Annotated in this window: 27 protein-coding genes; all 27 read right to left on the minus strand. The window is 38.0% G+C overall.

Going from position 1 to position 24,868, the window contains the following annotated elements; translation table 11 throughout:
- Positions 1-17: 17 nt before the first annotated feature.
- A complete protein-coding gene (gene trpA / locus ACHABW_RS03850; RefSeq protein WP_435754123.1) occupies positions 18-815 on the minus strand; it encodes a tryptophan synthase subunit alpha in 798 nt (265 codons plus the stop codon).
- Positions 812-2,641 carry a tryptophan synthase subunit beta gene (gene trpB / locus ACHABW_RS03855; RefSeq protein WP_435754124.1) on the minus strand — a complete coding sequence of 610 codons (1,830 nt, stop codon included), beginning with the start codon at positions 2,639-2,641 and terminating at the stop codon, positions 812-814. Before trpB ends, trpA begins: the two co-directional genes overlap by 4 nt.
- Positions 2,638-3,417, minus strand: a complete 780-nt coding sequence (gene trpC / locus ACHABW_RS03860) for an indole-3-glycerol phosphate synthase TrpC (RefSeq protein WP_435754125.1) — start codon at positions 3,415-3,417, stop codon at positions 2,638-2,640. Before trpC ends, trpB begins: the two co-directional genes overlap by 4 nt.
- Positions 3,417-4,430 carry an anthranilate phosphoribosyltransferase gene (gene trpD / locus ACHABW_RS03865; protein WP_435754126.1) on the minus strand — a complete coding sequence of 338 codons (1,014 nt, stop codon included), beginning with the start codon at positions 4,428-4,430 and terminating at the stop codon, positions 3,417-3,419. The genes trpC and trpD overlap by 1 nt, the downstream gene beginning before the upstream one ends.
- Positions 4,427-5,932: an anthranilate synthase component I gene (gene trpE / locus ACHABW_RS03870; RefSeq protein WP_435754127.1), complete on the minus strand. Its 1,506-nt coding sequence runs from the start codon at positions 5,930-5,932 to the stop codon at positions 4,427-4,429. The genes trpD and trpE overlap by 4 nt, the downstream gene beginning before the upstream one ends.
- 304 nt (positions 5,933-6,236) lie before the next feature.
- Positions 6,237-6,605, minus strand: coding sequence for a chorismate mutase (aroH, locus tag ACHABW_RS03875; protein ID WP_110935250.1), 369 nt, complete (start codon positions 6,603-6,605; stop codon positions 6,237-6,239).
- A complete protein-coding gene (gene aroB, locus ACHABW_RS03880) occupies positions 6,602-7,696 on the minus strand; it encodes a 3-dehydroquinate synthase (RefSeq protein ID WP_435754128.1) in 1,095 nt (364 codons plus the stop codon). The genes aroH and aroB overlap by 4 nt, the downstream gene beginning before the upstream one ends.
- Positions 7,696-8,868, minus strand: coding sequence for a chorismate synthase (aroC, locus tag ACHABW_RS03885; RefSeq protein WP_435754129.1), 1,173 nt, complete (start codon positions 8,866-8,868; stop codon positions 7,696-7,698). The genes aroB and aroC overlap by 1 nt, the downstream gene beginning before the upstream one ends.
- A gap of 163 nt (positions 8,869-9,031) precedes the next feature.
- Entirely contained in the window at positions 9,032-9,805 is a 774-nt protein-coding gene (locus ACHABW_RS03890) for a CheR family methyltransferase (RefSeq protein ID WP_435754130.1), read from the minus strand.
- Positions 9,806-9,913: 108 nt separating this feature from the next.
- Complete coding sequence (gene ndk / locus ACHABW_RS03895; protein WP_435754147.1) at positions 9,914-10,357, minus strand: nucleoside-diphosphate kinase; 444 nt, start codon at positions 10,355-10,357, stop codon at positions 9,914-9,916.
- 360 nt (positions 10,358-10,717) lie between these two features.
- A complete protein-coding gene (hepT, locus tag ACHABW_RS03900; protein ID WP_435754131.1) occupies positions 10,718-11,689 on the minus strand; it encodes a heptaprenyl diphosphate synthase component II in 972 nt (323 codons plus the stop codon).
- A gap of 14 nt (positions 11,690-11,703) precedes the next feature.
- Positions 11,704-12,561 (minus strand): menaquinone biosynthesis protein, encoded by an 858-nt coding sequence (locus tag ACHABW_RS03905; protein WP_110935244.1) that lies wholly within the window; start codon positions 12,559-12,561, stop codon positions 11,704-11,706.
- Complete coding sequence (locus ACHABW_RS03910; protein WP_435754132.1) at positions 12,558-13,169, minus strand: UbiX family flavin prenyltransferase; 612 nt, start codon at positions 13,167-13,169, stop codon at positions 12,558-12,560. The genes ACHABW_RS03905 and ACHABW_RS03910 overlap by 4 nt, the downstream gene beginning before the upstream one ends.
- Positions 13,166-14,026 carry a UbiA-like polyprenyltransferase gene (locus ACHABW_RS03915; protein WP_110935242.1) on the minus strand — a complete coding sequence of 287 codons (861 nt, stop codon included), beginning with the start codon at positions 14,024-14,026 and terminating at the stop codon, positions 13,166-13,168. The genes ACHABW_RS03910 and ACHABW_RS03915 overlap by 4 nt, the downstream gene beginning before the upstream one ends.
- A gap of 31 nt (positions 14,027-14,057) precedes the next feature.
- The gene (locus ACHABW_RS03920; protein WP_435754133.1) at positions 14,058-14,759 is read right to left on the minus strand and encodes a demethylmenaquinone methyltransferase; all 702 of its coding nucleotides are present in this window, start codon (positions 14,757-14,759) and stop codon (positions 14,058-14,060) included.
- Positions 14,760-14,762: 3 nt separating this feature from the next.
- Entirely contained in the window at positions 14,763-15,581 is an 819-nt protein-coding gene (locus ACHABW_RS03925; protein WP_435754134.1) for a heptaprenyl diphosphate synthase component 1, read from the minus strand.
- Between the two features lie 308 nt (positions 15,582-15,889).
- Positions 15,890-16,108 (minus strand): trp RNA-binding attenuation protein MtrB, encoded by a 219-nt coding sequence (mtrB, locus tag ACHABW_RS03930; RefSeq protein ID WP_110935239.1) that lies wholly within the window; start codon positions 16,106-16,108, stop codon positions 15,890-15,892.
- 82 nt (positions 16,109-16,190) lie between these two features.
- Complete coding sequence (folE, locus tag ACHABW_RS03935; RefSeq protein WP_110935238.1) at positions 16,191-16,757, minus strand: GTP cyclohydrolase I FolE; 567 nt, start codon at positions 16,755-16,757, stop codon at positions 16,191-16,193.
- A 244-nt stretch (positions 16,758-17,001) separates the two neighbouring features.
- On the minus strand, positions 17,002-17,274 hold the full coding sequence (locus ACHABW_RS03940) for an HU family DNA-binding protein (RefSeq protein WP_110935237.1): 273 nt from the start codon (positions 17,272-17,274) through the stop codon (positions 17,002-17,004).
- 255 nt (positions 17,275-17,529) lie between these two features.
- Positions 17,530-19,008, minus strand: a complete 1,479-nt coding sequence (spoIVA, locus tag ACHABW_RS03945) for a stage IV sporulation protein A (RefSeq protein ID WP_110935236.1) — start codon at positions 19,006-19,008, stop codon at positions 17,530-17,532.
- A gap of 518 nt (positions 19,009-19,526) precedes the next feature.
- Positions 19,527-20,243 (minus strand): hypothetical protein, encoded by a 717-nt coding sequence (locus tag ACHABW_RS03950; protein WP_435754135.1) that lies wholly within the window; start codon positions 20,241-20,243, stop codon positions 19,527-19,529.
- A 37-nt stretch (positions 20,244-20,280) separates the two neighbouring features.
- Positions 20,281-20,484, minus strand: a complete 204-nt coding sequence (locus tag ACHABW_RS03955) for a DUF2768 domain-containing protein (protein ID WP_110935234.1) — start codon at positions 20,482-20,484, stop codon at positions 20,281-20,283.
- A gap of 471 nt (positions 20,485-20,955) precedes the next feature.
- Positions 20,956-21,225, minus strand: a complete 270-nt coding sequence (locus ACHABW_RS03960; protein WP_110935233.1) for a stage VI sporulation protein F — start codon at positions 21,223-21,225, stop codon at positions 20,956-20,958.
- Between the two features lie 69 nt (positions 21,226-21,294).
- The gene (locus ACHABW_RS03965; RefSeq protein WP_435754136.1) at positions 21,295-22,344 is read right to left on the minus strand and encodes an NAD(P)H-dependent glycerol-3-phosphate dehydrogenase; all 1,050 of its coding nucleotides are present in this window, start codon (positions 22,342-22,344) and stop codon (positions 21,295-21,297) included.
- A gap of 2 nt (positions 22,345-22,346) precedes the next feature.
- A complete protein-coding gene (plsY, locus tag ACHABW_RS03970) occupies positions 22,347-22,973 on the minus strand; it encodes a glycerol-3-phosphate 1-O-acyltransferase PlsY (protein ID WP_435754137.1) in 627 nt (208 codons plus the stop codon).
- A 58-nt stretch (positions 22,974-23,031) separates the two neighbouring features.
- The gene (der, locus tag ACHABW_RS03975) at positions 23,032-24,348 is read right to left on the minus strand and encodes a ribosome biogenesis GTPase Der (protein ID WP_435754138.1); all 1,317 of its coding nucleotides are present in this window, start codon (positions 24,346-24,348) and stop codon (positions 23,032-23,034) included.
- 243 nt (positions 24,349-24,591) lie between these two features.
- Positions 24,592-24,868 (minus strand): YphA family membrane protein (locus ACHABW_RS03980; RefSeq protein ID WP_435754139.1); only part of this gene is annotated, 277 nt, incomplete at its 5' end.

Raw genomic sequence — 24,868 nt, forward strand, 5'->3', positions numbered from 1 at the left:
TATTTACCTCTATATTATTACGAAATGAGTTCTTGTACAAATTCTTTAATCTCTTCAAGTGCTTTTTGTTTTGTTTCTTCCTCTTGCAAAAGCAAATTACGCTCTCCAATAAATTTCACTAAAGCACTTCCAACGATCACACCATCTGCAATGGATTGAAAATGCTGAACATGTTCTCGTGTAGAAATTCCAAAACCTGCTAGAACAGGAACGGTTGCTGTGGTTTTTAATGTTGCAATAGAGGCTGCCAAGTCATCAGAAAAACTTTGTCTAGTGCCTGTGACTCCTAAAGAAGTTACGTAGTAAAGAAAACCGTCGCCGAGTCTGCTGATTTTTTCCATTCGGTGCTTGGAACTTGGAGCTATAAGAGAAATAACAGAAATATCTTCTTTCCCGCAAAGCTCACGAAGCTCTTCACTTTCTTCAAATGGTAAGTCAGGAATTAAGATCCCATCAATATCTGCTTCCCGCATTGCTAAGACGACATTTTCGATTCCATACGACAGAACTGGATTGACATAGGTAAAAAGCACAACTGGTAGCTCAAGTCCTCTTTTTCTAGCTTCTTTAATTCCTTTCAACGCGCTTGTCAAACTGCCACCCGCGTTTCTAGACCGGTCTCCTGCCGCCTGTATCACAGGGCCATCCGCTAAAGGATCACTAAACGGAACTCCCCATTCTAATGCATCTACTCCAGCATTCTGAAGCTCTAAAGCAATATCGATTGCAGCATCATAACTAGGATCTCCACTCATAATGTATGGGACAAATCTATCTTTTTTATCCTGAAAATTGCTCTTTTTTATTCGGTTCATTCTTTGTCACCCCCGAGAACTTCCTGTATCGTATGAACATCTTTATCTCCCCGACCTGATAGACAAACGAGTAATACATCATCCTTGGTCATTTTTGGTGCTTGTTTACGAACATAAGCGAGTGCATGAGCAGTTTCAATTGCCGGAAGAATTCCTTCTAATTTACAAAGATCTTCTAATGCAGCCATTGCCTCTGAATCGGTTACCGCTTCATATTTCACGCGGCCAGTATCTCTTAAATGAGCATGCTCTGGTCCAATTCCAGGATAATCCAATCCGGCTGAAATAGAATATGGCTCAATAATATTTCCGTGTTCATCCTGTAACAAGTATGATAGCGATCCATGAAGCACACCTTTTCGACCTTTTGTAAGTGTAGCCGCATGTTCCGAAGTATCCGTACCTTTTCCAGCCGCTTCAACTCCTGTTAAAGCGACATCGTCATTGATAAACGGATAAAACATTCCCATTGCATTACTTCCTCCACCAACACACGCAACAACTTCGTCTGGTAAGCGACCAATTCTCTCAGCTAACTGAGATTTCGTTTCTTCGCCAATGACACTCTGAAAATCACGTACCATCATCGGATAAGGATGTGGACCGACGACACTGCCGATCAGATAAAACGTATCATGCACATTAGCTACCCAATGTCTAATCGCTTCATTTGTCGCATCCTTTAATGTTTTGCCTCCTGAATGGACTTCAATCACTTCAGCTCCAAGAAGCCGCATACGGAAAACATTTAATTCCTGGCGGCGCATATCTTCCGCTCCCATAAATACTTTACATGATAAACCGAATCTCGCAGCTACGGTTGCGGAAGCTACCCCATGCTGACCAGCACCGGTTTCAGCAATAATTTGTTTCTTCCCCATTTTTATTGCAAGAAGTCCTTGTGCTAAAGCATTGTTAATTTTATGAGCGCCAGTATGATTCAAATCTTCCCTTTTTAAATAAATTGTCGCACCGCCATAATGATTGGACAACCTTTCTGCCTTCGTTAACGCAGTCGGTCGGCCTGAATATTCTTTCATTTCCCTCAGTAATTCTGCTGAAAAGTTCTCATCATGTTTCACTTCTTCATAAGCTTTTTCTAATTCTTCCAATGCGTACATTAAAGTTTCGGGAACATACTTTCCACCAAATGGACCAAATCGTCCTAAATGATCCGGTTGTTGATACGTTTCATTCACTGCTTTTGTCATTCCACTCATCTTCCTTTCATCCTTTTCCCCATTTGTTTCAATCCCAGAAGATAGATCAATTCCTAAAGGGTTATATTTTAATAGAGCTTGAATATTGTCTAATTTCACTCCACCAGCGATCAGGCAAGGAACGCCTTGTCGAGCTGCCTCCTTGGTATAACTCGGTATCGCCTCCCAGTCAAAAGCAATTCCAGAGCCCCCCCAAGCATTTGCCGTCTTCGTATCAATAAGGTAGCCATCGGCAACAGAACTGTATTTTTTCATTTCTTCTATAGCTCTATCGTTATGATGGATCGTCTTATACACTTCCACACCTGTAATACTCTTTACAGTTCGAATTTCTTCAACAGATTCATTACCGTGACATTGAACGATGTCTATTTTCGCATCCTGAACAACGCTAGCAATTTTTTCGACTGTTTCATTTACAAACACACCTACAAGCTTCTGATGGGGGCCTACAGGTGTTTCAGTTGTCCATTGACCAACTTCACCTGGATCGACCTGTCGTTTGCTGGGAGCAAAAATAAAGCCAATGAGATCAGTATTTGATGCTACTGCCTTTTTATAATCTTTATCATTCATCATACCGCAAAACTTTAAAAGTGGTTTCATTTTTTATCACTCACATAAAACAAAGAATCGACGAATTGTTGTTTATTTTGACTCGTCATAAAACCTTCTCCAACAAGAATTCCGTTTACATTTAACTCCCTGAGTTTATCAACATCGTTTTTAGAATGAATACCACTTTCACTGATTAAGGTAATTTCTTTAGGAATATATTGTTGAAGTCTCTTCGTTGTTGTCAAATCTGTATCAAAAGTGCTTAAATTTCTGTTATTTACACCAATTAAATGCGGTGTAATATGAGATAGTACCTTTTCTAATTCGCTTTCATTGTGAACTTCTACCAAAACGTCCATACCAAGTTCGACTGCCTGTGTGTGCAACTCTTTTAATTGAGAGCCTTCAAGAATAGCAGCAATGAGAAGGATCGCATCAGCACCGATTCGTTCAGAATACGAAACCTCTTTTTCATGAATAATAAAATCTTTTCGTAAGATTGGGTTTGTTACTTCTGATTTTATTGCTGTTAAATAGTCCGCATGGCCTTGAAAGAATGATTGATCGGTTAATACTGAAATCCCCGCTGCTCCGATGCTCTGATAAGATTTTGCAATTGCAACAGGATTAAAATCATGCGTTAAGATACCTTTTGAGGGACTCGCTTTTTTTACTTCAGCTATGATCCCTAATGGGTGTTGAGAGTTTCTAATTGAATCCGTCAATGAATACTTCGAACGTGTTACGAGACGTTCGCTTGGTAGAATTAAGGATGATAATTCTTCTTTTTTCTTTTCTACGATACGATCTAATATAGTTGTCATCAGTTATTCGAAGCCTCCTTCTCCTTTTGTAATGCTTCTAGATGTTTCATGACAGGCTCACCCAAAGCTTTTCTAGCTGCATGGACTCCTTCTGACATGGACGATACAGCACCCTGAACGTAGAGACCAGCCCCTGCATTTAAAAGAAGTAAATCCCTTGCTGCTGCTGGCGCTTTCTCTTGAAAAATTGCTTGAATTAGCGCTGCACTTTCTTGTGGTGTCTCGACTATTGCGCCATCGATATCATTCGTTGATAAACCTAGGTCTTCCGGAGAAATAGTGTATTCCTTAATAGTTCCTTGATTTACTTCAATAACAGTCGTTTTACCTTGGATAGTAATTTCATCAAGCCCATCTTCCCCACAAACAAAAAGAGCGCGTTGAATTCCTAATCGGCGGGATGCCTCAGCCATTTTTCTGGCAGCTTCAACATCATAAACCCCAATAATCCTGTGTGATGCGCCTGCTGGATTTGTCAGCGGGCCTAATAAGTTAAAAATAGTCTTCAATGCTAATTTCTTTCTGACGGGTGCAACATTTTTCATTGCAGAGTGATAAGTTTGTGCAAACAAAAACGTCAGATGATGTTTTCGAAGCATATCTTCCGCTTCCTTTTCATTTTTCTGAAAAGGAATACCTAGTTCTTCTAATACATCTGCACTACCAGTTTTAGAAGAAACACTGCGGTTGCCATGTTTCGCCACATTTACGCCCATTGAGCTTAATAAAATAGCTACTGCGGTAGAAATATTATACGTACTTGAACCATCGCCGCCAGTACCACATGTATCCATTACTTCAAAAGGTAATGATATTTGAATACTTTTTTGTTTCATTCCTTTTACAAAACCTACTAACTCATCAACAGTTTCACCTCGGAATTGGAGAATGGCTAAAACTGCGGCCATTTCTTCCTGTGTAACAGCACCTTCCATCATCTCCATTACAAGATGTTGTGCTTCCTGTTCCGATAACGTTTCTTTTGACATTATCTTATCTAACGCTCTGCTCATCTTTTAGAAACCTCCTCAGCTTCAAATCTCTGCTCGGCTAATTTAATTGCGTATATTAATGCTTTTGCTTTGTTTCGTGTCTCTTCCCATTCACTTTCTGGGACAGAGTCCTGTACAATACCCGCACCTGCTTGAACATAAGCAATTCCCTTTTGAAGGACAATTGTCCGAATCGCAATACAAGAATCAATCACCTGATTAAATCCACAGTAAGCAATTGCGCCGGCATAAACTCCTCTTTTCATTTGTTCTAACTCCTGAATGATTTCAACAGCACGGACCTTAGGGGCTCCTGAAACCGTACCGGCGGGATGAGTAGAAAATAAAGCTTCAAAGGGATGTGTTCCCTTGCGTAAATTGCCTGTGACTTTCGTCGTTAAGTGCATCACATGTGAAAAATAAGATACGTTCATCATATCCTTGACATTCACTGAGCCATATTCACTTACGCGGCCGATATCATTTCTGGCTAAATCTACCAGCATCAAGTGTTCCGCTCGTTCTTTCTCATCACCAAGTAGATCCTTAGCTAGTAATTCATCTTCTTCTTTCGTTTTACCTCGTTTTCTTGTACCCGCAATTGGATGAATTTCAAGTTCTTTGGATTCATCCACTTTTACTAAGCGCTCTGGTGAACTACCTATAATTTCCTGATCATTAAATCTTATATAGTATAAATATGGAGATGGATTTATCTTTCTTAAGACGCGATAAAGAGATAAACCATCCGTGCGAACTGGCAATTCAAATCTTTGCGATAAAACAGCCTGAAAAATATCACCAGCACCAATATATTCTTTGATTTTGTTTACTTGATTCATATATTCCTCTTTAGAATAGTTGGAAGCCACACCTTTGAAGATATCTTCATCTTTCGTTTGTGTCATTGGAACCATCGACGCTGAAACCACGTTATCCTCTTCAATCTTTTGAAGGATGTTATCAACTTCTGATTTAGCAAGATTATAGGATCTATCCGCATCAGTACTGTTTGTTGATTGAAGATGAACAACTGTTAACTCTTCTTTTTCATGATGATATGCTAAAATGGTTTCGCAAAATAAGAAAGATACATCACTCGATGTTTCTGAACGCTTTAACCTAGGCTCATAATGAGCATAAGCTTCGAATCCTAAGTATCCAACCGCCCCACCTGGAAAAGGAAGGTCAGGCATATTGGGAGAAATATTTAAATAGGACAACGCTTTTTCCCAAGTATCTTGAAAAGCACTTCCTTCTGCTAAAACATCACCAGCTTTATTTTGAAACACATACGATTTATCTTGATCGAAAAGGGAATAAATTGGATTTAATCCGATAAAGGAATAATTTGACCACGGAGATAACGGGTCCTTACTTTCAAGAATAAATGCTGCTTGGTCGTTAAATAAATGGAATAATTGAATGGGTGTTTTTGTATCTGCAAATACCTTCGCCGATACAGCTACAGTCTTATATGTTTGAGATTCTCTCTCAAATGCTTCTTTTGATATCGTTAACATTCCAATCACCTCTCTATAATTATGTATTTTCAACTGGTCTCATTGGGTATCATGAAAAACACCTTCGTAAGGATTGACAACCTATTGAATATCTTCCTTAAGACAGGGATGGTAACAAGAGGAAGAACGGGGTAAAATATAAAAACGCCTGCCAAAGGGCAGACGTATCCTGTAAATTGATACACTCTTCTCTGCTCTCCTCAACTCCAACTCTGCTCTTCTCAACTTTTGTTCACTCATTTACTAATTCTCTCGTAACTTCTCTACTAATCTAAACTTATTAGCAATAGTACTGACTATATAATCATTTGTCAAGCGTTAAGTCAGGTCTAAGATTTACAGCATCATTAAGATAAATATGCTTAATTTCATTTTGAAATTTTGTCGTATTTACAGTTACCATCAGTCGTATACATTTTGGTAATCCACCGGGAACTGCTATTTCTTGAGCGCACATCACAGGTACAAGCTGATAACCTGCAATGTCACGTAATACTCTCGCGGGAAATGTAGCATTCAAATCCTCTGTCATTGTTATTATAATATGAGAGATATCCTCAGGATGAAATCCGTTCGTTTCTTGAATTTCCAGCATGAGTTCCTTTGTCGCTGCTAAAATTGAATCACCATTATTTTCTTCGACAGTGGTTGCACCTCGTAATCCACGAATCATGCGTTAACCCCCTCACTTACGAGTAGATCTAATACGACTTGTTCCTCAACCGGTAACAAGACCGGTTTCCCCATTTCCTCTAGTAATACAAAACGAATGCGATTATGCTCCGCTTTTTTATCAAGCTTCATACGTTGAAGTAGTGATGCAGCTGAAATCCCCTTTGGAATAGATAACTGATAGCCTAGTTTGGTCATATATATTTCATGTGTTTTAGTGGGTAAAGTTGTATGGAACACTCGTTCACTTAATTTATGGGCAAACGCCATCCCTATAGCAACTGCCTCTCCGTGTGTCAGTTTTCCATAGCCTAATTCTGACTCTAATGCGTGTCCTAAAGTATGTCCATAGTTAAGAAAGGCCCGTACACCATTTTCCTTTTCATCCTCCTGAACGATCTCTGCTTTCACTGCAATGGATCTTCTCAGCATTTCGTTCAATATATCAGAAGGTATGTCAGAGAATGACATGACTTTCTTTTCAAGCCACTCTAGAAACGCCGTATCTTTAATGAAACCATGTTTCACTACCTCTGCAAAACCTGACCGCCACTCTGTCTCAGGCAGAGTGCGCAGCATATCAGAGTCATATAAGACCGCAGAAGGAGCATGAAATGCTCCAATTAGATTCTTGCCTAACGGGTGATTAATACCTGTTTTCCCGCCAACACTGCTATCATGGGCCAGTAAAGTCGTTGGCATTTGAATAAACCGGATTCCCCGCATGTAAGAAGCGGCTACATAGCCAGCCAAATCTCCAGTGACTCCTCCTCCTACTGCGATGATCACCGATTGCCTGTCTAATGGCACCTCGAGCGCCTCGGTTAATAATTGACTGAATTTCTCGATCGATTTTGATCCCTCTCCACTTGCTATCTTCGTAACAGTGGGTTGAATATTTTCAGGGAAAGAAGCTAGTAAGTCAGCTAAATAAAGATCAGCTACATTTTCATCAATCATGATCATGTACGAACTAACACTCTTTTCCAGTGCCTCCCCAATATAGGAGAAGCACTCATGCCTTAAACCACCTTGAATAAAAACAGGGTAACTATTTTTTTCACTCGCAATCGTCAGACTAGGGGCGTTCATTAAAATTCCCTCGCTTCTTTCATATACGCGTCATAATGCTTCTTAATGTCATCCATTGTATCTGATCCAAACTTATCTAAAAATGCATCAGCCAGTTCCCAAGCTACTGCAGCTTCGCAAACAACTGCAGCTGCCGGAACTGCACAGCTGTCAGAACGTTCAATACTAGCTGAGAAAGCTTCTTTTGTATCAATATCTACACTCTGTAACGGCTTGTATAGCGTAGGAATAGGTTTCATTGCGCCATGAACAACAACAGGCATCCCATTTGTCATACCGCCTTCAAATCCACCTAAACGATTTGATTTACGGAAAAAACCTCTTTCTTCGTCATGTGCTATTTCATCATGAACCTGGCTTCCTTTTAATCTGGCTGCTTCAAAACCAAGTCCAATTTCGACTCCTTTAAATGCATTGATACTAAGTACCCCTTGAGCTATTTTCCCATCTAACTTACGATCATAGTGTACGAAGCTTCCCAATCCTATAGGAACATTGTTTGCCACCACTTCGACAATACCACCGATTGAATCGCCATTTTGCTTTGCATCATCAATCGCTTGTTTCATCTTTTCACTTGCTTCAGGATCAATACACCTAACTTCAGATGCTTCAGATATTTCTTTTAGCTCTTGGACAGAGTCCAGGTCTCTTTGAGTACTAACTACATCCCCGATTTCCAGAACATGTCCACAAATATCAATATTAAACTGTTTCAATATAACTTGTGCTACTGCTCCTACTGCAACCCTTACAGTTGTTTCACGAGCAGATGAGCGTTCCAGTACATTTCTCATATCACGATGACGGTACTTTATTGCTCCGTTTAAATCAGCGTGTCCCGGTCTTGGACGTGTAATCTTTCGCTTCATGTCCTGCTCTTCTTCTTCTGTTAAAGGCTCAGCACCCATAATTTTCGTCCAATGTGTCCAATCTTTGTTTTCTACATGCAACGTGATTGGTGCTCCAGTTGTTTTTCCGTGTCGAACACCACTGGTAATTCGAACTTGATCTTTCTCAATTTGCATTCTTCGACCTCTGCCATAGCCTTTTTGTCTTCTGGCTAGGTGTTCGTTAATATCCTCTACTGTTAAAGGGAGTTGACTAGGAACCCCTTCTATTATTGCTGTTAATTCTGGTCCATGAGACTCGCCTGCTGTTAGAAAACGCATATATACCTACCTCAGCTTTCTTTATCGCTTTTATGTGTTAAAAAGTCATTATATCTATTGTTTATGATTTCAGACAATTTTTCAAGGGTAATACATGAATTTTTTAAATAATAATCAAAATAATCGACAAAATTTCTACTAAAGAAAGAAACAAGACCTTTTCTTATTCCATTTTCTTATAAAAAAAGGTATCTTCCGTTTCAAGTCCATAACGCTGGGCGTTAAATATCTGTTCGGTACTCCCAACAAAAAGAACTCCGCCAGGCTTTAAAGCATCAGCGAACTTTTGATATAACTTATCTTTCGCGTCTTCCGTAAAATAAATCATCACATTTCTGCATACGATTAAATCAAATCCAGTCTCAAATTTATCGTGAAGTAAATTATGTCGTCCAAATCGAATTGGTTTCTTTACTTCATCATTCACTGAATAACCTAAATCTTGTTTTTCAAAATAAGTTTGTAGCTTTTTGTTTTCTACTTCTTTTAAAGCACGTTCGGGATAAAATCCATTTATTGCACGATCCAGAATCGACTGATCCAAGTCTGTGGCTAGTAAATCTATTTGTTTGTATGTAAGGAATTGGTTAAGTAAAATAACTAAAGAGTAAGGTTCTTCCCCAGTGGAACAGGCTGCACTCCACATTTTAATCGATGACTGATTTTTCAATAGTCTTGGAATAATTTTCTTTTCTAAAACAGTCCATCTTTGTGGGTTCCGAAAAAACTCTGATACGTTAATTGTCATTCGTTGTAAGAATTCTTCAAATAACTCTTGCTCTTGTGTCATTGCTTTATAATACTCCTCAAAATTGGCGAAACCTCTTTTATCTCTTAATGAGGTTAACCTCCGCTTCATCTGAGTCTCCTTGTAATAGGATAAATCAATTGCTGTTTTTTGTTTCACTTGGTCTATAAAGTATTGGTAATCATCCATCGAAATAATCCTCTTTCCTAACTGTGATACTATTACTTGTAACATATTTATGTTGTTACGACTACCATGTAATAGAAAAAAAGCTACCGGGAAGGCAGCTTTTTGAAGTTAGACCCATTTATTAACCGTTTTACTATAGGATTCAATCTCATTGTCATTAAAGAAAAGTGAAATTTCCCTTTTTGCACTTTCTACTGAATCAGAACCATGAATAATATTTTTAGACATATTTACACCATAATCTCCACGTATTGTTCCTGGGTCCGCTTCTTGAGGTTTTGTTTTCCCCATCATTTTACGAGCTTCTAGAATTGCTCCGTCACCTTCCCAAACCATTGCAAATACAGGTCCTGACGTAATAAACTCAACAAGCCCTTCGAAAAATGGCTTTCCTTTATGTTCCCCATAATGTGTTTCAGCTAATTCGGGAGAAATTTGTAACACTTTTGCCCCAATTAGTGTAAACCCTTTCATTTCAAAGCGAGAAACTACTTCACCGATAAGATTTCTTTGAACACCATCCGGTTTTACCATTAAAAACGTCTGTTCCATCATGCATTCCTCCAACATATGTATATAACTTCCAACATTTAGATTATAACAAATATTTCAAACTTTCACAACACTTTAAGAAAAACGCCAAGCGTCTTTTATTAAATACAGTGTTATCTTTCGCCACTATCATTTAAGTATCTAGGGTGGGTTTCCCTTGATACGTGTGGCGTGAAGATAGCTGTCATTTTTATAAATTCTCTAAAACAATGTATCATTTAACACCTATTTAAATAATGATTTCAATGGGCCCTACCCGCTAAGCATTAAGAATTAATCATAGCGGGCTCTAAGAAATATTTGCTTATTACTCTCATAGACTTCTCATCATTCTGGTAACAAACTGAGACTTCCTGATGCTTAAAACTTTCTGTCTCCTATGTAGTGAGCTATTTGAGTCAATGAGTGCTTAGCTTGGGTATCAGGAAGGGCTTCCAATGCCTGCAATGCTTTTTGGATATAAAGATCCGCTACTTTCTTAGAATTGACAATGGCATCTGTCTGCTTAACTTTTTCAATAGTACCATGCATATCAATAAAGTTGAGACCATTCTTGTTTAGGTAAGCCTCTATCGTTTGCCTTAGGGCTTGACTTTGCTGCATTGCATATAAAGCCGGAAGTGTTACATTACCTTGAAGTAAATCACTTCCTGCAGGCTTTCCTAATTCTTTTTCTGTGCCGACAAAATCCAAAATATCGTCAGTAATTTGAAATGCCATTCCCAAGTTGTACCCATAATTTTTTAATAAACGTTGGTGTTCTTCCGTAGCACCAGAAACCATAGCACCTAATTGACAACTCACAGATATTAGAAGAGCTGTTTTACGTTTAATCCGTCGAAGATAAACTCTAAAATGTTGATTAGAGTCATATTGGTATTTAATTTGTTCTACCTCGCCAATACACATTTCCACCATCGCATCAGATAAAATCCGATGAAGTTTAGGTTCATTACTATAGGTGGCTGTTTCAACTGCTTTTGCGAAGATAAAATCCCCAGTATACATTGCGACACGGTTATCCCACTTGGATTTAATCGTTTTTTTACCTCGTCTAAGTTCTGCATCATCAATCACATCATCATGAACAAGTGAGCCCATATGAATTAATTCAAGTGGAACAGCGACATGTTTAATCTTCTCTAAATCATAATTCCCAAATTGTGCAGATAACAGCACAAATACCGGTCGAATTCTTTTCCCGCCCGCTTTCAACAAATGAGAGGAAGCCTCCTGTAAAATAGGATGCTGCGCATCAATCGTTTTTTCTATTTCTTTTTCAATTCTCGTTATGTCCGACCTCAAATGCCAGTATATATCAGTTAGTCTCATAATAGTCCACCTTGCTAAACAGAATGAAAGTGATCGGCAGGGTTCCAAATCGAAATATGACGAACGTCTTTTGATAAAAGCTTTAAGTCGTACGCTAATTTGTAATAATAATACAAGCCTTCAAAATGCCGATCTGTCAGTTCATAGTTTAATCCAGAGAAATAATTCCTCCAAAAACTTGTTGTGCCACCCAATTCCAACTTTATTGATTTTATCATACTTGAATATCCGTCCCTCATGCACTTGTCCTTACTCCACAGAAATTGCTCATGAAGCTCTGCTAATAGATCAGGTTGATCTTTCCAAGCCTCTTTTCTAACTGCAAATACTGCGTATGTCATCGGCAGATTCGTAAAATGAGCCCATAATGCTCCTAAGTCATAATGAAAAATATGATTAGGCTTATTCATTTTCGCTAAAATAGCATCATCACCAATTAAAAGACATGCATCATGTTCACTCATCATTTGCGTATAATCAGGTGCCGTTGTTTCATAATGTACATCCAGTTGGTAAAAGTGTTGCAGGATAATTTTTAATAAGTTGACAGACGTTGCCGAGCTAGACGTTAACGCGATGGAGGCCTTGTCCAAGTCCTCTATCTTCGTCTTAGAAAACAGAAAAATAGACCCGACACTTTTAGGTGATGATACAGATAGTTGAGGTAATACTTTGTATTTTTCAGCATTTTCACCATAAGCAAACGAAGATATTCCTCCAACGTGAATAGTGCCTTCCTTCATTTCCTTGTTTAATTTAGCAGGAATTGCCGGGACAAATTCACACCCTTTATTTATTAAGGTACTACGGTCAATATAATGAAACATCGGCCTAATATTCGTGTAAGATATTTCACCAACGATTAAGCTCATGATTCTCCGCCTCCCCAACGTGTAAATAAATTATGATCAACATCTACCTGGTCCAATACTTTACCTACAACAAAGTTTATCATATCATCCATTGATTCCGGATTATGATAGAAGCCCGGCATTGCTGGTACAATCAATCCACCTAAGTCGCTAAGACGTTTCATGTTCTCTAAGTGAATAGAGTTTAATGGCGTTTCTCGGGGCACAATTACCAGTTTTCTCCGCTCTTTTAATACAACATCGGCTGATCTCTCTAGTAAATTACTAGAAATTCCGTGTGCAATTTTTGCTAATGTACCCATTGAGCAAGGAATAATGATCATTCCATCGTTTTTGGCTGATCCGCTGGCAATAGGTGCTGAAAAATCTTGCTGGGTGTGATAATGAAAGTTTTTATAACCACCAAATAATTCTTCAAGACATTTCTCTTGGTCTGTGGTATCTAATTGAAGTTCATAATGAAACACTTGCCACGCTGCTCCTGTAAGAACAAAATGAACAGTATGCCCTTGTCTTAACAGTTCTTGTACAAAACGAACGCCATAGACTGCACCGCTAGCCCCTGTGATCGCAACTGTAAGAACTTTTTTATTCGTTTGTTGAGTCATAGCAATAGGTCTCCAATTGAAAAGGCTAGCATGACCACACTAATAATCCCATTCATTTTAAAGAACGCTACATTCACTTTAGACAAATCTTCTGGAGATACAAGCATATGTTCATATACCATAATTGATCCAACAATAATAACACCCGCCAGATAAATCCAACCTAATGGCGCGATAAAAAATAATATTAACATCGATGCCAAGCTTACGATGTGAAATCCTCTAGCAATTAACAGAGCTTTTGTAATTCCAAAAAAACTTGGGATCGAATGTAAGTTTACTTTTTTATCATAATCAGCATCCTGAGTAGCATAAATAACGTCAAAACCGGCTGTCCAAAAAGCTACGGCTAGAAACAAAACAAAAGCTTCCCATGTTAACGTTCCTGTAGCTCCAACCCATCCACCTAATGGCGCTATGCCTATAGTAAACCCTAGAAACACATGACAAAGCCATGTAAACCTCTTCGTATAGGAATAAAACACAAGAAAGAATACAGCTACCGGTAATAGGTAAACGGCTAGCATATTCAATTGAAATGCAGCTACGAACAACACTACAAATGAAACAACGATAAATAGTGATGTCTCCATTTTTGATAACAAACCAGCAGGAATAGCCCGGTCTTTTGTACGTGGATTAGCTTTATCGATTTGAGCATCGATTAGTCGATTTAATGACATTGCAGCACTTCTTGCACCTACCATCGCAAGAGTGATCCAGATCCAATCGGATATGGTTGGCCAACTTCCATTGATTATCAAACTACCCAATACCGTACCAAGGAAGGCAAAGGGTAATGCAAAAACTGTATGTTCAAATTTAATCATTTCTAAAATTATCTTTAATTTTCTCATCTGTTATCCCCACTTCAAAACATTAAATCTTTTATTTTTTAGCAAAATGAGATGCGGCCACTCCGCCAGAGTATGATTTATATGTAATATCCTCAAATCCAGCTTCTTTAAATAATGATTTTAATTCTTCCTTACCAGGAAAAGACTGACTTGATTCTTGAAGCCACGAGTATTCATCGTAACTTTTCGCAAAAACCTTTCCGAATAATGGCATAATATGCTTGAAATACAACCAATAAATTTGTTTAAAACCAAAAGCTGTTGGTTGAGATGTCTCTAAACAAACAACTGTGCCATTTGGTTTAACAACCCGTCTCATTTCTTTAAGAACTTGCAGGTAATCCGGAACATTACGGAGACCAAATCCAATCGTTACAAAATCAAATTCATTGTCCTTAAATGGAAGCTCCATTGCATTACCATGAATTAGTTTTATCTGATTCAGCTTTTTATTAGTTACTTTCTCTTTACCTACAGAAAGCATATTCTCACTGAAATCCAGCCCTCGTACCTTACCGTTAATACCTACTGCTTCAGCTAAATGAATTGTCCAGTCAGCGGTTCCACAACAAACATCCAGTGCTGATGCTCCTTTAGGAACTGCCATCTTCTTCATCGTATCTTTTCGCCAAGCAAGATGCCGCTTAAAACTGATGATAGCATTCATCTTGTCATATTGACCAGAAATCGATTCAAATACATCATGGACACGCTCTTCTTTTGTTCTGGCCATAGTTTATCCTTCCTCCACTACACACTGCTCTGATAGTTGATATTTCAATAAAAGATTCGTTGTTCTTTTTTGAAATATTTTTTGTATTTCTTCATTGCGCCAATTAAAATGTTTTAAGTTTGAATCTGTGAGTTCAATATAAGAATTAAGGTAATTTATCGTATCAGGTTTTGTTTCTGATTTCACTAGAGAGTTTCCCATAATTTGATGCAGCGATTGGGCTATAATCCCTGTTTTGCCTGATTCAATCAGATCGAACCTTTCCTTAAGCAAAGATTTGAGTAAGAAAAACTGTTCCAATCCTTCACTCCAATCATTCAGATCTAATAGCTCCGCGATATTTATATGTACTGAAGAATAAATTTTCTTCAAATCATTAAGAGATGGCTGCGCATTTTTTTTATGTTGTTTATATATGTTCATTTTAGATTCATTAATCTCTTGAATGGAGCGAGCAAATGCTCTAATTAAAGAACTGTTTTCTAACTTGGAAAGAACGTAATAGTAAAGACTGCTATAGTAATCTCCGCCAAGAACAGAGAGTTGCCGTTTTGTTTTTAGCTTGCTTGTACCAAGTTCATGCGTGTCGACAGTTTCATGGATATCTAATGCCGCTTGAACCAACATCGTTGTTAGAATACAGTCGTGAATAAATGTATCTGACAAATCTTTTTCTTTAAGCATCAGAAGAAGAATTTCCGCCTGATCCTCATCAATCTCTGGATTTTTAATGTATTTATTTAAGTACGGATGATTAACATGCAGATAAAAGCTGTCATATATATTTTTTAATTCCTCATTGTTCGTATAAATCGCAGTCATTCAAAAGTCCCCCAGCTTTCAAAGTGCATAAAAATATATCCAGTATATATCGCATTCTATGCACGTCTAGTATATCACAATTAGTCCATAGCGATAAGGATACAAAATAAAACATTACTTACGTGATAAGTTCAAAATTTTAGAACAAGACCTCGTAGTATGTATGGTGGGGATAATCTATTGGCTGAATCTAAAAAACAAGAAAACCAGGCTATATTATGCCCGGTCTCGTTAATCAGATTGATTAGTGCACCAACTTTAGAAAACTAATTAAAAGGAATACCTAGTTTTAAGAGCGACACTTAGTCTTACTCATCACTGCTCATTTCACCATGAGCTGTCTGTAATAGAGCTTTACCGCGTATTTTTATGGCCGACGTATGCTCTGTAAATTGAGCAATCATCATCTCGCCTTTGTCTAATTTCTCCGAATGATGAAATCTCGTATCGGTTCCTCTAGTCAAACCGATTACACTCACACCATCTTCTTTTGCTTTAATTACAATATAATCATTAGATTCTGCCAATGGAAGACCCCCCGTTTCATTGCATTATCAAGACCGAATAAAAATCCTAGCCTGATAATGATATTTTATTGAAAGGTAATAACTAATCCTTAATCAAGGATAAAACTTCAGCACGAGCTGCATCACTGCGTTCAAATGCACCTCTTACAGCCGAGGTTACTGTCTTGGATCCGGGTTTTCGAACCCCTCTCATCGTCATACACATATGCTCGGCTTCAACGACAACAATAACTCCTCTAGGATCTAGTGTCTCTACAATTGAATTGGCGACGGTCGAGGTAATTCGTTCCTGTAACTGGGGACGTCGACACACCGCCTCCACAGCTCTTGCCAATTTACTCAAACCTGTAACTTTGCCGCCTTTTGGTATATAGCCTATATGAACCTTACCAAAGAAAGGAACTAGATGATGTTCACACATCGAATAAAACGGTATATCCTTTACTAGTACGAGTTCCTCGTGATCTTCTCCAAAAACTGTTTTGAAATGTTCTCGTGGATCTTGATTTAAACCTTGGAATACCTCTTCATACATTCTAGCTACTCTTTTAGGTGTGTCTAGTAACCCTTCGCGGGTTGGATCCTCTCCTACTGCTTCGAGAATCATGGTTACTGCTTTTTCTATTTTTTCATGGTCAACCTGGCTCATAGCAATACGGCCTCCATTTCATTTTAACTGATTATGTAGATATCTATAAAAGTTTAGCATACCGCTTTGCCTTGTGACAAGAAAACCTTCTTATCATGGTACCGCCACAAATTGCCATTGTCTCAAAAGGATATTACTTTCTTTGATACCGCTGAATTATCCATTTTTCTGAAATAAGAAAAAGTGCCTCAAAAGCTAAGCTCATGAGACACTTTCAGTCAATAACATATAGCCCTATATGTAATTATTTAACTGCATCTTTAAGGGCTTTACCAGGTTTAAAAGCTGGTACATTACTTGCTGGAATTTCGATCTCTTCCCCTGTTTGCGGGTTACGACCTTTACGAGCAGCACGCTCACGTACTTCAAAGTTTCCAAATCCAATTAACTGGACTTTTTCACTGTTTTGAAGTGAACCAGTGATGACTTCGAAAACAGCATCAACAGCACCGGTAGCGTCTTTCTTAGAAAGCTCAGTCTTTTCAGCAACTGCATTAATAAGTTCTGTTTTATTCATACTATTCACCTCCTTCTATACTTATACTTGTGTTATACCATTACTTTCACAATAATAAACACTTTATACATAGTTTTCCCTTTATTCATGGGATAACAAGGCTTATATTAAACGATAGAGCATAATATTTCAACAATTTTTGCGTAATTCCTTGCATTTTTATCGCTTTTTTCCCTTAAAAGGTAAGTTAACCTATTTTTTTTCCTAAAATATGGGATTTATTCAAAATAAAAAAAAGCCCTCCACTTAGGAGAGCTACAATATAATTGCTATTAAACCGCCAGATCCTTCGTTGATAATGCGTTCTAATGTTTCTTTTAGCTTGTATCTTGCATTTTCAGGCATTAGTGATAGTTTAGCAGAAATTCCTTCTCTTACTATTGAATTTAATGACCTGCCAAAGATATCAGAATTCCAAATGGATAGAGGATTCTCTTCAAAGTCCTGCATTAAATACCTCACTAATTCTTCACTTTGTTTCTCTGTACCAATTATTGGTGCAAACTCAGATTCGACATCAACTTTAATCATATGAATGGAAGGGGCTACAGCTCGAAGTCGAACACCGAATCTTGATCCTTGCCTGATAATCTCAGGTTCATCCAGACTCATATCAGCGATAGTTGGCGCTGCAATTCCGTATCCTGTTTGACGAACCATTTTCAAAGCCTCTGCTACTTGATCATATTCTGATTTGGCAAAAGCTAAGTCCTGCATAAGCTCCAGTAAATGATCTTTCCCTCGTATCTCAGTACCTACCACTTCCATTAATATTTGATCATAGAGGTCCTCAGGTGCATCTAAGTCGATTTCTGCAACTCCCTGACCCATTTCAATTCCGGCAAGTGTTGCTCTCTCAATGAAATCATATTCAAAGAATTGACCTACAACTCGATCGACATCGCGCAATCTTTTAATATCTTTTACTGTTTCTCTCACGGAATTTTCATAGTTTTCTCTTAACCAATGATCTTCTTTTAATACCATTACCCAGCTTGGTAAGTTCACATTAACTTCATGAACAGGAAATTCGAATAAGACTTCTCGCATGACACTATGGATATCCTGTTCCGTCATTCCTTCAATATTCATCGCTAAAACTGGTACATCATGCGTCTCCTCTAATTCTGCTCTTAACCCTTCCGTTTGGGGATGAGTTGGATGAACAGAGTTAACTAATACAACAAATGGTTTTCCTACCTCTTTTAACTCCTCAATCACTCTTTGTTCAGATTTTACATAATCCTCTCTAGCAATTTCTCCAATCGATCCATCGGTTGTTACGACTACCCCTAGCGTGGAATGCTCCTGAATGACTTTTCTTGTACCGATTTCAGCAGCTTCCTGAAACGGAATAGCATCCTCATACCAAGGTGTATGAATCATTCGTGGCCCATGCTCATCCTCGTAGCCTTTAGCTCCAGGGACGGCATATCCAACACAATCTACAACCCTTACGTTTACATCCAGTCCATCGTCTACATGAATGGATACGGCTTGATTAGGAATAAATTTAGGCTCTGTCGTCATAATTTGTCTTCCCGCAGCACTTTGAGGCAACTCGTCTTGTGCTCTTGCTCTGTCTGATTCTAATTCAATATTAGGTATGACAGCTAATTCCATGAATTTCTTTATAAACGTTGATTTACCTGTGCGAACGGAACCTACAACACCTAAATAAATGTCACCGCCAGTTCTTTCTGCAATATCCTTAAAGATATCTACCTTTTCCACACAATCGCCTCCTGCTAGATTTCTACGTAAATTCACTCTGCAAGTGATAAATGAATTTGAGTCTTTGTCTTTATTACTCTATGTCGTTGTCCAACTTTTATGACTAGTAGAACGAATCCTCTCCAGACATTACTTTTGTCTACTGAAATAACTATGATGAACGATGACATTTAAGACCTATAAGTTTTTTACAGAAGTGAAATGATTGTAATGACTTTGATGTAAACATCAAATATGCATAGGTATCTTTTTTATGCAGAACAACGGATTTTATTTACGATTGTTTTGATTTCATACCAAGTACTTGAATTGGCTCTATGAAGGTAATTTTATACTTTGTCAGTAGCCTTGGAAAACCGCTCTGCGGAGTCTTCAGTAGTTGATTTCCCCGCCGAAGTCGCCAACTATTGCATTCTCAAGTAGCTACGGCTGCTAAGTTTAATGCAAAAAAAACGCTTTGAGCATTCTCTCAAAGCGTGCAAGTAAAAATAAATGATTCTATCGAATGATGATATAACTTAATTTTCGATGAATATGACTTCTCCATTCTCGACTGTTTGCGGCTCAGAGTATGCTGGAACAAAAGGAGCATGCTCAACCAATAACCAACGGAGATCATCACCTTCCGAAAACTCTCCCCATCCGTATTCTTCAAGGTAATATTGAATATCCAATGAATAATCTATCACAATGCTTCCATCCGTCTTCATAAATAACGGAAGCCGATGGGTAGGATGAAATGGACTATCTACCGTAGGTTCTTCTTCGTACTTCAACGCCTCGAAATCCAGCTTCAATAGTTCATAGCCAACCACTTCTTCGACAGGTGCAAATTCATGGTCACCTCGATAGGAGTACAAGCGTCTTTCTAAATCTTGGATTGTTTGAGTAATTCTAAGATCAATTAATTTCACAAGTGGTTCTTCTTCCACGTTTGTCAAAACGTATTGATAAGTTCCACCATTTTCAAATGAATTACCAGGGGCGGACTCTAGAAAACCAGGTACTAATTGGGCGAATTCAATGGGGTATTTTCGAAAGATAGGTGTATCAGCTTCTCTTGTCTTAATCGGAAGAACAGAACGATTTTCTTGATATTGCTCAACTGCTGTTTGAACGGACTGCAACTGAGCCTCATTAGGTACTTGATTCTCTCTTCGTTCATTTTGAGGATATAAACAACCTGATAATAAAAGAACTGCCAATGTCACAGAAATTAACCGCAGGTATAACATAAACGATCCCTACCCTTATCCAACATAAATTTTTCCATTATTCCGGGGCTGGTCCTGTAAAAACTACAAGCACGATAATGATCCCGGAAATTATTATACAAATAAAACTTATCGTCAAGAAAAAATATCTCAAAAAGCCAGAAAGCTTTTCTTTAGTAAAAACAGTGACGATAACTGACACTGTCATTAGGGCCATCCCGATAAAAGATACCCACATTTTCATTAATGGATCTTCAAACATAATATTTCCCCCTATTTTATCCCAGGTTACGAAAGAAGCATTAGAAAAAAGAACCATCTACTGATAAGCCCAATATATTTACTCAGTAACCAAGAATATTAAACGCTTCTTCTAAATTCTGCATAATTATAGCATAGCTTCATCCTAAAATGCATGTTAAAAGAATTCTTTTTGGACTGGTAATACCCTATGTAATGTGGGCTCGTCTTACTTAACCCAATTTGTCATTGTTAAAACTCTATTACTGACTTAAACTTAATGTCTTTTTTTCTATTTTGTTACTTCATTGCGTCCGCCTTGAGCGGATTCGCCCCCTCAGCTCATAAATTAAACAAAAAACTGAAGAAAAGGGGCCTTTTCTCCAGTCTTCTATGACTAAATACTGCCTAGACTTCATCATTTAACAGCCATGCACTTACTATTTCAATATATGCTAGCTATCACGATTTTGATTGATATGAAAGCCTAACTTTATTTAGTCTTTTGAAACATTTTGGCTAACGAACCAAAATCCATAGGTACTTCATTATTAGTTATTGCTCTAACTAACTCATCTTCTTTTTCTTTCGATACTGGTACATTTGCTACAGTCGCAACTTGATGGATGAGCTGTCGCACATTTTCCTCTTTAGATAAATCTTTTTGGTTAACGGATTGTGCTAAGTTAAATAAGTCTTGTTGCTTAACATTTGTTTTACCTTCTAACTGATCAAAAATCGAGTGATTTTTTCCTTCTTCCACTCTTATCCCTCCTCCTACAAACCTATAATGCTAATTTATGCATTGGAGGAAAAAAGGTGAGAGCAAAAATCAGGGTTCTAAATGATTAAGTGGGTCTCCGTCACCAAACTTTAAATCTTCTACTTCATGTTTCTTCACCCTGCCCATAAGTTCAGTTACTGCATCTTCCGGTGTTTTATCATGAAATAATACTTGATATAATTCTTTTGTAATTGGCATGTCCACGCCTGTTTGTTCTGCAAGTTGGTAAGCGGCTTTTGTCGTCCTAATTCCTTCGACCACCATACCCATCTCATCTAACACTTCCTCTAATGTTTTTCCTTTACCGAGCATATTCCCAGCGCGCCAATTTCTACTATGTACACTCGTACAGGTGACAATTAAGTCCCCCAAGCCTGTTAAACCTGCAAACGTTAATGGATTAGCTCCCAATTTCATGCCTAAACGCGCAATTTCAGCTAAGCCTCGAGTCATTAACGCAGCTTTCGCATTGTCTCCAAATCCTAAACCATTTGTCATTCCAGCACCAATTGCAATAATATTCTTCAGTGAGCCGCCTATCTCGACTCCAATTAAGTCTGGGTTCGTGTACACACGAAAAACAGAGTTCATAAATAAATCTTGAACCCTTTCTGCACTATTCATATCTAATGAGGAGCAAGTAACCGTAGTAGGTTGTCGTCTTGAGACTTCTTCAGCATGACTTGGACCAGATAATACAGCAATAGAAGTCCTTTGCTCCTGAGGAATTTCTTCTTCAATAATTTCTGAAACACGTAAGTGTGTCTCTGGTTCAATACCTTTACTAGCGTGAACAAATAGAACGGGTACACTCAAGTATTTGGTTACTTCTTTAAGCACTTCTCTCATGGCCTTCGTTGGAACCACTAATACGACTACTTCTACATTTTCTAAAGTATTCGAAAGATCCGTGAATGCATGAATATTATCAGGGAGCTTTACATCAGGTAGATATCTTACATTACACCGGTTATCATTAATCTCATCTACCTGTTCCTGTGATCTTCCCCATAGTCTTACTTCGTAATTATTATCTCCTAATACAAGTGATAAAGCAGTTCCCCAACTACCTGATCCTAAAACAGCAACTTTTGACATTGTTACGCCTCCCCCTGTTTTGCTTGTGCTTTTTCTCCTAGTTTACTTTCAGTTTTGCTGAGCAATCGTTCAATGTTCAGCCTATGTCGCCAAATAGATAACAAAGTAATAAATATTAAAAAGTACACATAATAAAAAGGGTATTCAAAATAATTATAATAAATAGCAGTAATCAACGTCGTACCAATCATAAAAATTAAAGAGCCCAAAGACACATATCTCGTGAAAATGATTGCGCCTATAGCTACTGCACCTGCTATTAGGGCAGGGAAAATAACTAGTGTTGCTAAAACACCAATTGTTGTTGCAACACCTTTACCGCCTCTAAACCCATAATAAACAGGCCAATTGTGCCCTAGTATCGCTGCTAAACCGCTAGTGGCCGCAATGACTGGAGAACCACCTGAAAGATAAAAGCCTAGAAAGACTGCCCCAATGCCTTTCCCGGCATCTAATAATAAAACAACAATAGCAGGCCCAATTCCCATTACTCTTAACGTATTTGTTGCACCTGCATTTCCACTTCCATGTTCCCTAATATCTAACTTTCGCAGTTGCTTTCCTATTTCATAACTAAAACTGATAGATCCTACCAGATACGACAAGATAATTGCAAGAGCTGTCAGCATAACATCCCTCCTCCCACTATATTAATAGAGAGTATTCTAAAAGTCAGATTCCAATCGGTTAATCGTTTTTCTTTCTTGCCATAATATGAATTGGTGTTCCGATAAATCCAAACGCTTCTCGAATTTTATTTTCCAGATATCTACGATAAGAAAAGTGAAGAAGTTCTGGATCATTAACAAATAAAATAAATGTAGGTGGCGCAACAGAAACTTGTGTCGTATATTTAATTCTAAGTCTTCGTCCACCATGATCAGTAGGTGTTGGATTCATCGTCACTGCATCAACAACTACGTCGTTTAATACATGCGTTTGAACTCGAAGATTATGTGACTCCATCACTTCATTTACAACCGGTAGCAAGTGCTGGACCCGTCGTTTTGTTTTCGCAGATAAAAATAAGATAGGCGCGTAACTTAAGTATAAGAAATGATCCCTTATTTTTTGCTCAAATTCTCTCATCGTTTTATCGTCTTTTTCAACTGCGTCCCATTTATTTACAACAATCACAACTGCTCTACCAGCTTCATGAGCGTAACCTGCAATTTTCTTATCCTGCTCGATAATACCTTCCTCTGCATTTATTACACAAAGAACAACATTCGATCTCTCTATTGCTTTCAAAGCTCTTAAGACGCTATATTTCTCCGTGGACTCATATACTTTACCACGCTTCCTCATACCTGCTGTATCAATGACCACGTATTCTTGGTCATCTTTAGTGAAGGGAGTATCAATCGCATCTCTTGTCGTTCCAGGAATGTCGCTTACAATAACTCTTTCTTCCCCCAAAATAGCATTTACTAGCGAAGACTTCCCAACATTAGGACGTCCAATTAGACTCATACGAATCGTTGACTCATCATATTTGTCCTCTATGTCTTTTGGAAAGTGGGTCGCCAAATGATCTAGCAAATCTCCTATTCCTAAACCATGAGATCCGGAGATTGGAAGTGGTTCGCCTATTCCCAAACTGTAAAATTCATAAATCTTTTCATGCATCGAATGGTCGTCCATTTTATTTACGCCAATTACTACTGGCTTTTTAGACCTTTGAAGTATTTGTGATACCTCTTCATCAGCTGCCGTCAACCCTTCTCTGCCGTTTACAACAAAACAAATTACATCTGCTTCCTGTATGGCAAGTTCAGCCTGAGCTCTCATTTGCCCTAATAATGGCTCGTCACTTATTTCAATACCACCTGTATCAATAACAAAAAATTCATGTTCAAGCCATTCACCTGAGCTGTAAATTCTGTCTCTAGTTACACCTGGCTTATCCTCAACTATTGCTATTCGTTCTCCTACTATCCTGTTAAAAATTGTTGACTTACCAACGTTAGGTCTTCCAACAATGGCTAATACTGGTTTTGGCACAGTATTTTCCTCGCTTTCGTCTTTTAAATACATACTTTATCTATTATACGTTGCAGTTTCATGAAAAGAAACCTTCCATTTGACATACACCAATAAATATATATTAAAGAGTTTAAATTTTTTATTTTTCGTAACTTAAAATTGTTATTGATTTCAGATCGGTAGACCTCTTTTTAAAAGCTTGTATTTTTCATATAAAGGAAAACTCGGCTCTAGACAACCAATTTATTCTATTATAGCGATCTATCTACCTTGTACAGTCGGCTTAGATAAAACAACCGTTTCCTTAAGCGAAATCGCCATATTTTCTAACCAACTCCAAACGGTTATACATAGCAAAGACATTGCTAAAATCTCTAACACCGTCATACTAGTAAATCCGTAAAAAGGCCAGTTCCCAGCATCATTATTTAGATGGGTAGCTATCTTGGACAAGGTTAACCCTTGGAAAACCCCAATCAACAATATAAAAAGACGGAGCTGAATCCCACGTGCAAATATAACTAGAAGAATCACGGAA

The organism is Salipaludibacillus sp. CF4.18 (assembly GCF_051262595.1).
Classification (GTDB): Bacteria; Bacillota; Bacilli; order Bacillales; family Salisediminibacteriaceae; genus Salipaludibacillus; species Salipaludibacillus neizhouensis.